General features: G+C 67.7%; 14 protein-coding genes. 5 read left to right on the top strand and 9 right to left on the bottom strand.

Annotation, left to right across the window (positions count from 1 at the left end):
• Positions 1-271 precede the first annotated feature (271 nt).
• The 7 genes from ACSQ2B_RS24640 to ACSQ2B_RS24610 form a co-directional block, all read right to left on the bottom strand.
• On the bottom strand, positions 272-532 hold the full coding sequence (locus ACSQ2B_RS24640) for an SDR family NAD(P)-dependent oxidoreductase (protein WP_436054045.1): 261 nt from the start codon (positions 530-532) through the stop codon (positions 272-274).
• An 86-nt stretch (positions 533-618) separates the two neighbouring features.
• Positions 619-1,374: an alpha/beta hydrolase gene (locus ACSQ2B_RS24635; RefSeq protein ID WP_436054044.1), complete on the bottom strand. Its 756-nt coding sequence runs from the start codon at positions 1,372-1,374 to the stop codon at positions 619-621.
• A gap of 270 nt (positions 1,375-1,644) precedes the next feature.
• Positions 1,645-1,962, bottom strand: a complete 318-nt coding sequence (locus ACSQ2B_RS24630) for a 2Fe-2S iron-sulfur cluster-binding protein (RefSeq protein ID WP_436054043.1) — start codon at positions 1,960-1,962, stop codon at positions 1,645-1,647.
• Positions 1,963-2,070: 108 nt separating this feature from the next.
• Positions 2,071-2,907 (bottom strand): SMP-30/gluconolactonase/LRE family protein, encoded by an 837-nt coding sequence (locus ACSQ2B_RS24625; protein ID WP_436054042.1) that lies wholly within the window; start codon positions 2,905-2,907, stop codon positions 2,071-2,073.
• 95 nt (positions 2,908-3,002) lie between these two features.
• Positions 3,003-3,800, bottom strand: coding sequence for an SDR family NAD(P)-dependent oxidoreductase (locus ACSQ2B_RS24620; RefSeq protein WP_436054041.1), 798 nt, complete (start codon positions 3,798-3,800; stop codon positions 3,003-3,005).
• 6 nt (positions 3,801-3,806) lie between these two features.
• A complete protein-coding gene (locus ACSQ2B_RS24615) occupies positions 3,807-4,970 on the bottom strand; it encodes a hypothetical protein (protein ID WP_436054040.1) in 1,164 nt (387 codons plus the stop codon).
• Entirely contained in the window at positions 4,967-5,527 is a 561-nt protein-coding gene (locus tag ACSQ2B_RS24610; RefSeq protein ID WP_436054039.1) for a UGSC family (seleno)protein, read from the bottom strand. Before ACSQ2B_RS24610 ends, ACSQ2B_RS24615 begins: the two co-directional genes overlap by 4 nt.
• Before the next feature lie 111 nt (positions 5,528-5,638).
• On the opposite strand from ACSQ2B_RS24610, the gene ACSQ2B_RS24605 reads away from it, so the two are divergent.
• Entirely contained in the window at positions 5,639-6,565 is a 927-nt protein-coding gene (locus ACSQ2B_RS24605) for a LysR family transcriptional regulator (protein ID WP_436054038.1), read from the top strand.
• On the opposite strand, the gene ACSQ2B_RS24600 is transcribed toward ACSQ2B_RS24605, so the two are convergent.
• Positions 6,537-6,704 (bottom strand): YiiD C-terminal domain-containing protein, encoded by a 168-nt coding sequence (locus tag ACSQ2B_RS24600; protein ID WP_436054037.1) that lies wholly within the window; start codon positions 6,702-6,704, stop codon positions 6,537-6,539. The two genes, ACSQ2B_RS24605 and ACSQ2B_RS24600, sit on opposite strands and share 29 nt — an antisense overlap.
• Before the next feature lie 54 nt (positions 6,705-6,758).
• Here ACSQ2B_RS24600 and ACSQ2B_RS24595 point away from each other — a divergent pair, with 54 nt between their 5' ends.
• Positions 6,759-8,285 carry an adenosine deaminase family protein gene (locus tag ACSQ2B_RS24595; protein WP_436054036.1) on the top strand — a complete coding sequence of 509 codons (1,527 nt, stop codon included), beginning with the start codon at positions 6,759-6,761 and terminating at the stop codon, positions 8,283-8,285.
• An 86-nt stretch (positions 8,286-8,371) separates the two neighbouring features.
• The gene (locus tag ACSQ2B_RS24590) at positions 8,372-9,469 is read left to right on the top strand and encodes a purine nucleoside permease (RefSeq protein WP_436054035.1); all 1,098 of its coding nucleotides are present in this window, start codon (positions 8,372-8,374) and stop codon (positions 9,467-9,469) included.
• Between the two features lie 54 nt (positions 9,470-9,523).
• On the opposite strand, the gene ACSQ2B_RS24585 is transcribed toward ACSQ2B_RS24590, so the two are convergent.
• Positions 9,524-10,405, bottom strand: coding sequence for a LysR family transcriptional regulator (locus tag ACSQ2B_RS24585; protein ID WP_436054034.1), 882 nt, complete (start codon positions 10,403-10,405; stop codon positions 9,524-9,526).
• Between the two features lie 108 nt (positions 10,406-10,513).
• Between ACSQ2B_RS24585 and ACSQ2B_RS24580 the strand changes: the two genes are divergently transcribed.
• On the top strand, positions 10,514-12,010 hold the full coding sequence (locus tag ACSQ2B_RS24580) for a CoA-acylating methylmalonate-semialdehyde dehydrogenase (RefSeq protein WP_436054033.1): 1,497 nt from the start codon (positions 10,514-10,516) through the stop codon (positions 12,008-12,010).
• A 415-nt stretch (positions 12,011-12,425) separates the two neighbouring features.
• Complete coding sequence (locus tag ACSQ2B_RS24575) at positions 12,426-13,571, top strand: Re/Si-specific NAD(P)(+) transhydrogenase subunit alpha (protein ID WP_436054032.1); 1,146 nt, start codon at positions 12,426-12,428, stop codon at positions 13,569-13,571.

The raw sequence follows: 13,571 nt of genomic DNA, 5'->3' as shown, positions 1-13,571 counted from the left end.
CAAGGGTCCGTCCTCGGCCTACCTCGACCGTCGCCGCTCAACATCATCGGCGCGCCCCGAGACATCGCGCTGGCGGCGCTCTACCTGGCGCCTGACGCCAGTCGCTTCGTGACGGATCAGGTGATCCGCGCCAACGGCGGGGTCCTCATGCTGTGAGCGCTAAACCGCGCGGCGGCCCGCATGCGCCAACAGCGGCCTCGAGCACCGCTCCAGTAACCGGACCTTCGACCGCGGTGCCAGACGAGCCCGAACGCCCCTTCTCGGACGTTTGTCAGCGCGCTTCTCGTGCCTCCACCTCGGTCGAGAAACTCACTCGAGGCTCATGCCTCCCAAAGCGGGACCGCCGTTCACGGCCACCGCCTTGCTCTCGGATCGTTGCGGCCGCAGCCTCGAGTTCGGACGCGGTTCGGCTGGCGATGACCACGTGAGCGCCGAGCTCAGCCAGTTGGTGGGCGGTTTCGTAGCCGATGCCTGTGGCGCCGCCCGTTACGACCGCGACACGACCCGAGAAATTCAGCTGGCGAGTGATCATCTGTCTTGTCTTTCGTCTTCGGCCCCTGTTTCCAGGATCGGCCTCTAGGGGAAGGGGCGGCGTCATGCGACCAGCGTGAGTGGGGGTCAGGGGGCCTTGCTGCCGACCCAACCATGGGAACGCAGCCAGGCGTCGAAGGCGACCGGCCAGTTGTCCACCGGCTTGCCCCGCGCAAGCGTTCCGGAGCCGTGGCCGACATCATCGTAGATGTGCAGCTCCGCCGGCAGTTCCGCCGCCGTCCAACGGGAAAAGATCTCGACCCTCTTGCCGACCGGGATGGTTGCGTCGTCCTGGGCGGCGACGATGAACAGAGGCGGCCCTCCCTTCGGCGGAACCTTGTCCTCCATCGCGCCGTAGATCGGCGCGCCGAAGTTCGGGCGATCGGCGCGTGGGGCGTCCATCACAACGCCCATCGTCGTCATGGCGCCCGCGGAGAAGCCCATGAGCCCAACCCGGTCCGGAGCGATACCGTACTGAGCGGCGTTGGCGCGAACGAAGCGGATCGCCTGGATTGCGTCGGCGACCGCAATCCCGCGGCCTGGCTCGATCAGACGCGCCATGTCGTCGAATTGCTCGGGATGATTGCGCAGATCAGTGGGCAATCGAAATCCGGACTGGCGGCGCACCCAGTACTTCAGGACGAAGGCGGTTACGCCGCGATCGGCGAGCCATTTCGCCACGTCGGTCCCTTCTAGGCTGAAAGCGAGGGCCTGGAACGCGCCGCCGGGGCAGACGATCACGGCCTTGCCGTTGGCTTGGCCAGGGCGCGGGCGGAAGATGGTGAGCGTCGGCGTCGTCAGGTTCAGCTCGGTGCCCGGCGGCGGACCAGGCCAGATCTTCACCGTCTCCGGCGCTCCCGGATTCGCGGGCGCGGAGTGCGCGCCGGGGCTCGTCAGCAGAACAGCGGCCGCTCACGCGACCCAGAACATGCGACCCAACTGCATCGCTTCCGCCAATAATGCCTGCTTATCGGTGTGGAGCGAGATCGAATCAGCCATCTTTTCGACGAGGTCGGCCTCTCGCCTGTATTGATTGGGGCTTCCATTCATAGCTGCGCCTTGCCAAAACTCGACTGTGGTTTGATTCAACTCACACGCCGAATGCTCTAGTTGTCAGCCCTCTGGCGCGATCGTGACGCGAAGGCCCGCAAGGCTGTCGCTCATGCGGATCTGGCAGGAGAGGCGCGACCGTCCATCGCGGTGGCTCGAGGCGTCGAGAAGATCGTTCTCATCCTCGCTGATCACGGGGACGAGGTCGGCGAACTCCGGATCTACGTAGACGTGACAGGTGGCGCAGGAACTGACGCCGCCGCACAGCGCGAGCAGTTCGTCGACACCGCCGTCGCGGATCACTTCCATCACGCTCATGCCGATCGGAGCTTCGAGCGTGTAGGTTTCGCCGTCGGCGGTGCTGACTGTGAGTTGGGGCATTCATCGACCTGTAAAATGGCTAGGCGGAGAATGCCAAAACGGCGCGGGCAGGTCCTGTCCCAGATGGGATAAGGAGGCAGCGTGTTAGCTGTTGAATTGTAGTCTCGGTCAGCCCGCGAACCGCGGCTCGGGCAGCCCACGCGCTCCGAGCCCCTCCACGACGTACAGCCATCCCGCGCCGGTTTCGGTTGGTTCGTTGAAGTAGGCCGGATCGATGGTGACGACGAACAGCTGATCGAGGTCGGCGCCGCCGAACATCACGCTGCCCGGGAGCGAAACCGGCAGGTCTATGGTGCGCTCCAGCCGTCCGTCCGGGCGGAATGCCGCGACCTTGGCTCCTCGGAAGATCGCCACCCAAATCAGGCCATCGCTGTCGACGGTGGCGCCGTCGGGCATGCCGCCCAGCGAACTCACGTCGGCCAGCAAACGTCGCCCGCCGACCGCTCCCGTCGCCGTGTCGTACTCGTAGGCGTAAAGGGCGTGCCGGGCGCTGTCGGAGAAGTAGAGCGTCTTGCCGTCTGCAGAGAAGCAGGGACTGTTCGAGAAGGCGATGTCGCCGGCGATCTTCTGCAGGCTCCCGCCCGGCGGCAGGCTGTAGATCCCGCCGATCGGAGTCGGCGCCTCCAGATTGGTCGAGCAAGAGCCGATTATGAACCGCCCCTGGCGGTCGACCTTGCCGTCATTGAAGGTGGCCGCCGCGGGCTGATCTTGGGCCGTCGCCAGCGGTTCGAACGCGCCGCTTTCGAAGTCGAGCGTGTAGATGGTGTCCTTGATCGCGACGACGGCTCCGCCCTCTTCACGCAGGGCCAGCGCGCCCGGGCCGGACGGCGCCTCCCAACCTTGCAGGCTTCCATCGCAGGGCGCGTAGCGGTGAATAATCCGCCGCCCGATATCGAGAAAATACAAAGCCTGCTCGGCCACGTCCCAGACGGGACCCTCGCCCAAGCTAGTCTCGACGGTCCCGACGCGGCTTATCCGCATGCCCTGTGTCTCCTTCCCAAACGACCCCTCGCTCTGCTTTTGCGAGCCCTTCTGCGGTCTCACCCCTCGCGCGCGGGCGGCCTCATCGGCGTCAACGGCGTGGATAGCGCGCCGTCCAGGCGGATCGTCTGACCGTTGAGGAACGGCGTCCGCAGGATCGCTTCGACCAGCGAGGCGAACTCTTCGGCCCGACCGAAGCGCTTCGGAAAGGCGATGTTGCGGACGAGCTCCGCCTTGAGTTCGTCGCTCGCTCCGGCGAGACGGGGCGTCCAGATGGGGCCCGGCGCGATGGCGCAGGACCGCACGCCAATCGCCGCCAGATCGCGCGCCATCGCCAGGGTCATGCCGGCGATCCCCGCCTTCGCCGCCGCATAGGCGACCTGGTTGGGCTGTCCGTCGAACGCCGCCGTCGAGGAGGTGTTGATGATGACGCCGCGCTGACCGTCCGCGTCGGGCGCGTTGCTGGCGAAGGCCGCGGCGCACAGACGCGACATGTTGAAGGGGCCCATGAGGTGCAGGTCGATCATGCTCCGGAAGACCTGCATGTCGTGCGGCGCGCCCTCAATATCGGCTGTCACGGGAGTCGGGATCGACACCCCGGCCGAATTGACGTTGATCGAGAAGACGCCGAGCTTGCGCGCCGCCGCGATAGCGGCGGCGATATCCTGGTCGTTGTTGTGATCGCCTTCGAGCGCCACGACCCGATCGCCGAGCTCACGGGCCAGAGCGCTCGCCCGAGCGCCGTCCGGTTCGAACACCACGACTCCGACACCCAGCTCGACCAGCCGACGCAAGGTGGCCCCGCCGAGCCCGCCGGCGCCGCCGCTCACGATCGCCGAGCTTTGCGCGAAGTCCATCGGTTCCTATTCCGCGGCTTCTACCTGGCCAGCCGCGACGGCCTTCGCGATCGGCTTTGTCTGCGTGAGGCAGCTGCCGAAGCTGTGCAGGCCGAGCGCATGCAGCCCGCCGAGCCCGCCGCAGACGAACAGGATGATGTCCTTGGGCTCCGGCGTCACATAGATCCGGCCGTCCTCGCGGATCCGGCCCTGCGCCTCGACCTGCCCCCGATGCAGCGGCTCGAGCCAGTCGCCGGGCACGCTCGCCTGCCTCCAGATCAGCTCCTGGACGTCTTCGATCCGCGGAACCTCCTTGGCGATCAGCTCGGCCCAGATCGGGTTAATCCCGATCATCATCTCGCTGTATTCCATCGACGGCGAGAAGCAGTTGGCCCCGGGATAGGCGACGGACTTGCCGATCATCTCGAAGAAGGCGTGCGCGCCGATCGACGTCGTGTCGAGGATGTTCATCGTCCCCATCGTGCCGAACGAGGTGACCGCGTCGCCCCTCACGCCCGCCCGGCGCTCTGCGAGCGGCGCCCAGGGCGACTTCTCCTCCCATTCGCCCAGCAAAAGGCCTGTGACGCGCCCCGGCGAGCCGAAGGTAGTCTGCGAGCTCACGCCCGGCTTCTGGCCGGCGACGTTGCGCATGATGAGCCGGATCGCTCGGCTGATCGCCACGGCTCGAGTCGCCACGCCGCCGGCGCAGCCGTAGCTGTAGGGGATCTTCAGCCTCTCGCGGACCGGGCCGTTGACGACGAAGGCCGGGTAGACTGGCGCGGTCGTGGCGTTGAGGCCGTAGAGCTCAAAGTCCGGCTCGGCGATCGCCTGGATCGCGGCGATGATCAGCTCCAGCGACTCCGCCGGCGCGCCCGCCATGACCGCATTGATGACGATCTTCTCGACCGTGCATTCGGACTCGTCGGGCATGCGCGCGATGAGCTCGTCCGGATAGCGGTCGTTCGCCGCCAGGAAGGCGCGCACCCGACCTGAGGTCGGCGCGACGAGCGGCAGCCCGTCGCCCCAGCCCTGCGCAAGCGACAGTTCGATCAAGGCCTCGGGGTCGTCATCGGCCTCGATCTGGCGGCTGGAGAGCCAGTCGATCTCACAGCCGGCCGGCCCACAGTCGCGGCTGACAAGGATTTTCGGGACCAACGCCCTGCGGCTGGACGGCTTGATCTTGTGGATCACGCGACCTTCTCCCGCTTGGCGCAGCTGGCGCCCATGACCTCGAGCAGGCCGGCGAAATAGGCGTCGGCGACCGGCAGCACTTCTTCTTGCGAAAGCTCGTTCAATGGGTACGGCAGGACGTGGACGCGCAGTCCCGAGCGCCCGCCGCGCCGCGCCAACTCATGGGCGAAGGCCTCGAAGTTGCTTGTCGCGACGGCGACGGTCGGAACGCCAGTATTGGCCGCGGCGATGGCGTCGCGGATCGTCCAGCCGGTGCAGGATCCGCAATTGGCGAGGCCGACGACGGCGACGTCGATGGTCTTCAGCCACGCCTGCAGCGAGGAACTCTGTTCCTCGCCCTCTTCGCCGGAGCGGTTCGTCGAGCGCCAGTACGAGACCTCCGCGCCCGCTTCGCGGAGCTTGGCCGCCCAGTCTTCGCTGATCCAGTCCCAGCAGCGCCAGATCTGGTCGAGGCGGAAGCCGATGCGCTTGCCGGCGAGAGGGCCAGCATCGGGCCCCGGGCTTGCATTGTCGTCCGCGCGCCGCGCGGTCGGGTCGAGGATCTTGATGGGCGCCATCGATTGCCTCCCTGCACGCGGCTTGTCTGCCAAGGGGTCGGGCGCCTCGCCCGCTCATCCCAAGCACCGCTTCTCCGAGAGCATGGTTGCAGCCTGGCGTCTGATCGTCCAATGCATATCATCGGCGCTATTTATACGGATGACGTATTGCTCGACCTTCGCAGTCTGCGGCACCTCGTCGTGCTCGCACGCCATCTGAACTATGTGCGGGCCGCCGACGAACTCGGGGTCACCCAACCGACGCTGAGCCGGTCGATCCAGGCGCTCGAGCGGCAGCTGGACATACGGCTCTTCGATCGAGATCGCGGCGGGGTCCGCATCACCCCACAAGGCCGCAGGATGGCCGATCGGGCCGCCGTTCTGCTTCGCGACGCCGATGATCTGGAACATCAAGCGATGCTGGCGGCTCGAGGCGAGGCTGGACGCGTTCGCTTCGGAATGGCGCCGATGCCGGCGCACACCCTGCTTTCGGGAGCCTTGACCGACCGCCTTGCTGTTGCTCCGGCGGTGACAAACGAGGTTCTGGTCCGTGACGTGGACGCGCTCTGGACGATGCTCCTTGCCGGCGAGATCGAGTTCTTCGTCGATCCGAACCCGCCGACGCACGACCTGTCCGAGGTGCGCCTGGAGGTGCTGGGAGAATTTCCGCTCAGCGTGATCGTCCGCGCCGATCACCCACTCCTGCGCGAAGGCTCCACGGGCGGTCGATACCCGCTCCTTCGGTCGAGTTGGACCGGTGTTGCGGTCCCCGAGGAAGTCACCGACCACATCCTTGGGCCGCCGAATGTCATCGAGGATTTTTCGGCTCTGGCGAGCCTCGCCGCCGCCACGGACGCCCTGTGGCTCTCCTCGGCCTTCGCCATCCAAGACGAGCTGCGAAGCGGGTCGCTTCGGGAGCTCTTCCGAGCCGCAGGCCACATCAAGATCACCATGTGTTCGCTGAAACGCCGTTCGCTCTCTCCAGCTGCGGCCGCTGTCGCAGCGATGCTCCGGCGTCGCGTGAAGCTGATCATGTACGACGACAATTCCACAGACTAGCGTCCGACAGGATCGCAAGAGCTGAAACGCTGCCGCCGAAGGCAGTTTCGCGGTGATTGATGTTTGGCTCCAGCGGCGCGCGTAGAATTGTGGCATCCGTCTTCGCCGCGATGACTTCCACCTGCATAGCCTTAGACAAGGGCAGGCTCGTGCAGATAACCCCGGCCGGCAGGAACCGGGGGGGAACCAACGCGTGCGCACGAAATCGATCACGAAATCGATCACGACCTTCATCCTCGCCGCGCTCGCCGCCACCTCCGTCCAGGCCGCCCCCACCCCCGAAACCCGCACCGCCGCCGCGCTCGAAGCCATACGCGACGACGAAGCCCGCCTCCGCCTCTTCCTCCAGGCCTTTCCGAAGGGCGGCAATCTCCACCTCCATTCGTGGGGCGCGGCCTTTGCCGAGGATTATATCGGCTGGGCCGTGCAGGACCGCCTCTGCATCTCGCGCGAAAAGCTCGCTTTCGTCCCGCCGCCCTGCGACCCCTCCGCCAGCCCGCCCGCCGCATCGCTGGGTCAGGACGCGGCGCTCCGCCGCCAGATGATCGACGCGCTGTCCGCTCCGGCCGATCCGCCGCCGGCCATCCCGCAGCACGACCGCTTCTTCGCGACGTTCGAGCGGATCGGCGCGCTCTACCCCAAGGCGACCCCGCGCGAACTCGCCCTCATCCGCCGCACCGCGGCGCAGGAGCACACGCTCTACGTCGAGTATATGTTCAACTTCGAAGCGCTGTGGCCGGCCGGCGCGGCGGGGAAGGGCCTTGCCGGCGAAACCGACCCGCAGACGCTGTTCAGCGCGATGGCCCCGGACATCGAAGGCCGTATCGCCGCCGCCCGCGCTGAACTCACCCAGGCCGAGACCCAGGCCGCCGCGCTGCTCCGCTGCGGCCAGCCCGGCGCCGAACCCGGCTGCGGTGTCGAGGTCCGCTACATGGCCGCGATCGCCCGCACCTTGCCGCCCGAGACCGTCTTCGCCCAGATGATGATGGCCTTCGCGCTCGCCGACGCCGATCCCCGCATCGTCGGCGTCAACATTCTCGAACCCGAGGATGATCCCGCCGCCATCTCCAATTATGGGCAGCAGATGCGCATGTTCCGCTATCTGGCGGCCCGCTATCCGCGGGTGAAGGCATCGCTCCACGCCGGCGAGCTGACCGGCGGTCTCGTCCCGCCGGCCGACCTGGCTTCCCACATCTACGAGGCGGTCACCATCGCCGGCGCCCGCCGGATCGGCCACGGCGTCGACATCGCCTATGAACCGAACGCGCCCGCTCTGCTGGCGACGATGGCCGGGCGTGGCATCGCGGTGGAGATCAACCTGTCGAGCAATGACGTCATCCTCGGCGTCCGCGGCTCCGCGCATCCGCTCCGCCTCTATCGCGCGGCCGGTGTTCCCGTCGTCCTGTCGACCGACGATCCCGGTGTTTTGCGCATCGACCTCACCCACGAATATGTCCGCGCGGTCCGCGAGCAGAAGCTGACCTATGCCGACATCAAGGCGCTGTCCCGCAACGCCCTCGAATATGCCTTCCTCCCCGGCGCCAGCCTGTGGCGCGACAGCAAGGTGGGGGCGCTCCGCAGCGAATGCGCCACCCTCGCAACCGCCGCCACGCCCGCCGAACTCTGCGCCACAATCCTGAAGGATAGCGCCAAAGCGACCGTGCAATGGCGCCTCGAACAGGACTTCGCGACGTTCGAACGCGACGTCGCGGCGCGATGAGGGAGAAGGCCTTCCGTCAGCGCTTTACGCTGCCTCCCCGAGACAAGCTCGGGCAGGAATTAACCCACCCCCCCGACCGGAGCCACATGCGCCTCACCCCGATCCTCCTCGCCTGCCTCGCCTTTGTCCTCCCGTCGCAGCTCACCGCCGCCCCGGCCCCCTGGACCCCGAAGGTCGTCATCATCACCACCTTCGAAAACGGCAAGGACACCGGCGACAAGCCCGGCGAGCTCCAGCTTTGGATCGAACGCGAGCATCTGACCGAGACGATCGCCTTCCCCGGCGGCGTCCATCCGCTGATGAGCAACGCCGATCATAGCGTCGTCGCGATCCTGACGGGCATGTCTTTGGTCAATGCCGGCCCGTCGATCATGGCGCTGGGCGCCGATCCGCGCTTCGACCTGCGCCGCAGCTACTGGCTGGTCGCGGGCATCGCCGGCGTCGATCCGGCCGAGGGCGCGATCGGATCGGCGGCCTGGGCGAAATATGTCGTCAACGACGTCGCCCAGTCGATCGACATGCGCGAAGCGCCGGCCGACTGGCCCTACGGCGTCTATGTCAACGGCGCCGACCGGCCCAACGTGCTGCCCTCATCGGCGCAGGGCTATGGCCCCGACGGCGAATATCCCCTGGTCTTCCCGCTCAACCCCGCGCTCGCCGACTGGGCGCTGGCGCTGACCCGCGACGTCGAGCTGCAATACACGCCCGAAATGGCCGACTATGCGAAGAAATGGACCGGCTTCCCCAAGGCGCAGGCGCGGCCGCAGGTCTTCCAGGGCGAAAGCTTCGCCGCCGACCATTATTGGCACGGCCGCTACATGAACCAATATGCGCGCGACTGGGTGAAGATGCTGACGGCGGGCAAGGGCCGCTTCGCCATGAGCAACATGGAGGATTCGGCGATCGCCTCGGCCATGGTCCGGCTCGACCGGATGGGGAAGGCGGACGGGAAGCGCTTCATGGTGCTGCGGACGGCGTCGAATTACACGGTCGCCCATGAGGGGCAGAGTGCGCTGGAGTCGGTGACGGCGCCGTATCCGGGTGGCGGGATCCCGGCCTATGAGGCGGCGTATCGGGTGGGGAGCAAGGTCGTGCGGGCGCTGGTGAGCGGATGGGGAACGTATCGGGACAGGACGCCGGAGGGGGAGTGGCGCACGGTGAGACGACGCGTCGGACGAGGTTGAGCGGCGCCGGGGAGGATAGTGCATGACCCCTGATGTTCTCGCAGTGCTGGAAGCCTAGATCTCGTAGGGCGAGAGCCGGCCGAGATTGTCCTGCGCCAGCTGGCGCAGCCAGTTGCGCACCACCCGCATCCGCGCGGTGTCGTGCACGTCTCCGTAGGTGCTCATCCAGAGACGCCGCTCGAGCAGCACCTCAGGAAGCACGCGAACCAGGCCTTCCGCCATGAAGCAGTGCATCACGCCGATCCCGCCATCGGCGCGGATCATCTCGCTCTGGGCGCGGATCGAGGAGCTGGCCAGAGTGGGGGTCAGGCCCGGCAGGATCTCGTCGAGGTAGCGCAGTTCCGAGGCGTAGATCAGGTCGCTGACGTAGCCGACGATCTGATGCCCGGCGAGCTCCTCAGGCACAGCCGGCGTTCCGCGCCGCGCGAGGTAGCCGGGCGAGGCGTAGAGGGCGAGCTGGTACTTGGTGAGCGGCTCGACCACCAGCCGGTGTGCGTCGGGCGCGCTCAGCGTAATCGCCATGTCGACCTCGCGACGGCTGGGCGAAAGAAAGCCCGCGGTCGCCGCCAGCTCGACCCGCAGGCCCGGGCGTTGTGCCGCGAGGGCCGGAAGCGCGGGCGCCAGAATGGCCGTGCCGAAGCCCTCGGCCGCACTGATGCGCACCGTTCCGGCGATCACGTCCGGGTGCGCCATGCGCGCGGCGCGTTCCATGGCGGTTTCCGCCTCGACCCCGCTCGCGAGCAGTTGAGCGCCGGCCGCGGTCAGTTGCAGGCCCGAACGCGAGCGGACCAGCAGCGTGGCCTTCAGCGCGGTCTCCAGGCGGGCGACCCGGCGGCCGACCGTGGCGGTGTTGACGCCCAGCTTCTCGCCGGCCGCGGCCAGTGATCCAGATCGCGCGGCGGCGAGGAAGATGCGAAGGTCGTCCCAGTCGAACATCGACCCCTCCAGCCTGCGTTTCGTTCATGCAAATGCGATGCGGCAAAAACGCAATACCGGTTGCGTCCCCCTCCAGCTAGGGCCTGCCCCCGAACGAAGGATCATCCCATGCGAGACATCACCCATTTCATCGACGGCCAGTCCGTCGCGGGGACCTCGGGCCGCTATGGCGAGGTCTTCAATCCGAACACCGGCGAGGTTCAGGCCCGGGTGGCTCTGGCGACGGTCGGCGAGGTGGACGCGGCCGTGCAGTCGGCGCTGCGGGCCCAGATCGGCTGGGCCCAGGTCAATCCCCAGCGCCGCGCGCGGGTGATGTTCGACTTCAAGCGGCTGATCGAAGACAACATGAACGAGCTGGCCGAGATCCTGTCATCGGAGCACGGCAAGGTGATCGCCGATAGCAAGGGCGACATCCAGCGCGGCCTCGAGGTCGTCGAGTTCGCCTGCGGCATCCCGCACGCGCTGAAGGGCGAATACACCGAGGGCGCGGGTCCCGGGATCGACGTCTATTCGATGCGCCAGCCGCTGGGCGTGGCCGCCGGCATCACCCCGTTCAACTTCCCCGGCATGATCCCGATGTGGATGTTCGGGGTGGCGATCGCGGTCGGCAACACCTTCGTGCTGAAGCCGTCGGAGAAGGACCCGACCCTGCCGGTGCGCCTGGCGGAGCTGTTCATGGAGGCCGGGGCGCCGAAGGGCGTGCTGAACGTCGTCCACGGCGACAAGGTCTCGGTCGACGCCCTCTTGGACCACCCGGACGTCAAGGCGGTCAGCTTCGTCGGCTCCTCGGACATCGCCCACTACGTCTATTCGCGCGGCACGGCGGCGGGCAAGCGCGTGCAGGCGATGGGCGGGGCCAAGAACCACGGCATCGTCATGCCCGACGCCGACCTCGCCCAGGCGACCAAGGACATCATGGGCGCAGCCTACGGCTCGGCCGGGGAGCGCTGCATGGCCCTGCCTGTCGTGGTCCCGGTCGGCAAGAAGACCGCCGACGACCTGCGCGAGCGGCTCCTGGCGGAGATCGAGACCCTGAAGGTCGGCGTCTCCACCGACGCCGCGGCCCAGTACGGCCCGGTCGTCTCGGCCGCCCACAAGCAGAAGATTTCAGACTACATCCAGCTGGGCGTCGACGAAGGCGCCGAGCTGGTGGTCGACGGCCGCGGCTTCCAGCTGCAGGGCTATGAGAACGGCTACTTCCTCGGCCCGACCCTGTTCGACCAGGTGAAGCCGACCATGCGCACCTATCAGGAAGAGATCTTCGGCCCGGTGCTGCAGGTGCTGCGGACCGAGAGCTTCGAAGAGGCCGTCGCCCTGCCGACCAACCACCAGTACGGCAACGGCGTGGCGATCTTCACCCGCAACGGCCGCGCGGCGCGCGAGTTCGCCTCGCGGGTTCAGGTCGGCATGGTCGGCATCAATGTGCCGATCCCGGTGCCGGTGGCCTACCACACCTTCGGCGGCTGGAAGCGCTCGGCCTTCGGCGACGCCAACCAGCACGGCATGGAGGGCGTGCGCTTCTACACCAAGGTCAAGACCGTCACCGCCCGCTGGCCGGAAGGCGCGGTCGAGGATAGCGCCTTCGTCATCCCGACGATGAAATAGGGCCGACCATGAAGTCGGCGCGCTCAAAACCCGCGCCGCCAGCGCCGTCCGGGACTCCGTCCCGGGCGGCGTTTTTCGTACCGGCTCGGCCGACTGTCGCGTCCGGGCCGTAAGCCGGCGGCTGGGCCAAAATTGGTACAACTACGCAACATCGCAGGGGCGATTGCAGCAGAAATCTGCTCTCGCAGTGCACAACGCCGCGGTTGACGCGCCCGCCAGATGACCGCATTAGGCAAAAGAGGCCTGAAGCCTTAGTGGTCGAGCGAAGCGAATTTAGGACAAGTTCCTAGTTACAGCCGAAACCGGTCGGGAAGAGCTCATCGCGGCGGCTTCCGACCCGGCGAGGTCGAAGGATTTCGAGTTGGGCGGAGCCTGTCGTCTTGGGGCTCTCCAAGGGAGTGGGACGAGAGCTGGCATGAGTTCGGACTCGCGCGCCGTCGGCGTTCTGAAGGAAGTCTTCCCTGGTGAGACGCGGGTCGCGCTCTCCCCCGAGGCGGCGAAAAAATTTGTCACCGGCGCCGCCAAGGTGCTCGTGGAGCGCGGGGCGGGCGTTAGCGCCAGCTTCCCGGATGCGGACTACGCCGCGGCCGGCGCCGAGCTGGTCGACCGCCAGGCTGTGCTGGCGCAGGCCGACGTCCTGCTCGCCGTCCGGCCGCCGACCCCCGCCGAGGTGGCCAAGCTGAAGCCCGGCGCGACGATCGTCGGCCTGCTGGATCCGTCCCGCAACGCTCCCCTGCTCGAGACCATCGCCGCCCAGGGCCTGAGCGCCTACGCCATGGAGCTGCTGCCGCGCACCACCCGCGCCCAGGTGATGGACGCCCTGTCCTCCCAGGCCAACCTCGCCGGCTATCGGGCGGTGATCGAGGCTGCGGCGGTCTTCGGCCGCGCCATGCCGATGATGACCACGGCCGCCGGCACCATCACCCCGGCCCGGGCCTTCGTCATGGGCGCCGGCGTCGCCGGCTTGCAGGCCATCGCCACAGCCCGACGACTGGGCGCCGTGGTGACCGCCACCGACGTCCGTCCCGCGGCGAAGGAGCAGGTCCAGAGCCTGGGCGCCAAGTTCGTCGCCGTCGAGGACGAGGAGTTCCTGGCCGCGGAATCCGCCGGCGGCTACGCCAAGGCGATGAGCCCGGAATACCAGGCCAAGCAGGCTGCCCTGATCTCCGAGCACATCCGCAAGCAGGACATGGTCATCACCACGGCCCTGATCCCCGGCCGCCCTGCCCCGCGGCTGGTGACCGCCGCCCAGGTCGCCTCCATGCGGCCGGGCTCGGTGCTGGTCGACCTGGCCGTCGAACAGGGAGGCAACATCGAAGGCGTGGCCCCCGGCCAGATCAAGACCACGGACCGCGGCGTCCATGTGATCGGCTTCGAGAACCTGGCGACGCGGATCGGCGTGGACGCCTCCACCCTCTACGCCCGCAACCTGCTGGCCTTCGTCCAGCACCTGTTCCAGCAGGCCGCCGCCGAGGGCGGCGGGGCTGACGACGACATCCTCAAGGCGGCCCGGGTCGTGCGCCAAGGCGCCGTCGCCTTCCCCGCGCCCGCCGCCGCCTGA

This window comes from Phenylobacterium sp. LjRoot225 (genome assembly GCF_964252855.1).
In the GTDB taxonomy this organism is placed as follows: domain Bacteria; phylum Pseudomonadota; class Alphaproteobacteria; order Caulobacterales; family Caulobacteraceae; genus Phenylobacterium.
The sequence above is the reverse complement of the archived record's forward strand: the minus strand, read 5'-3'. Positions and strand labels throughout refer to the sequence as shown.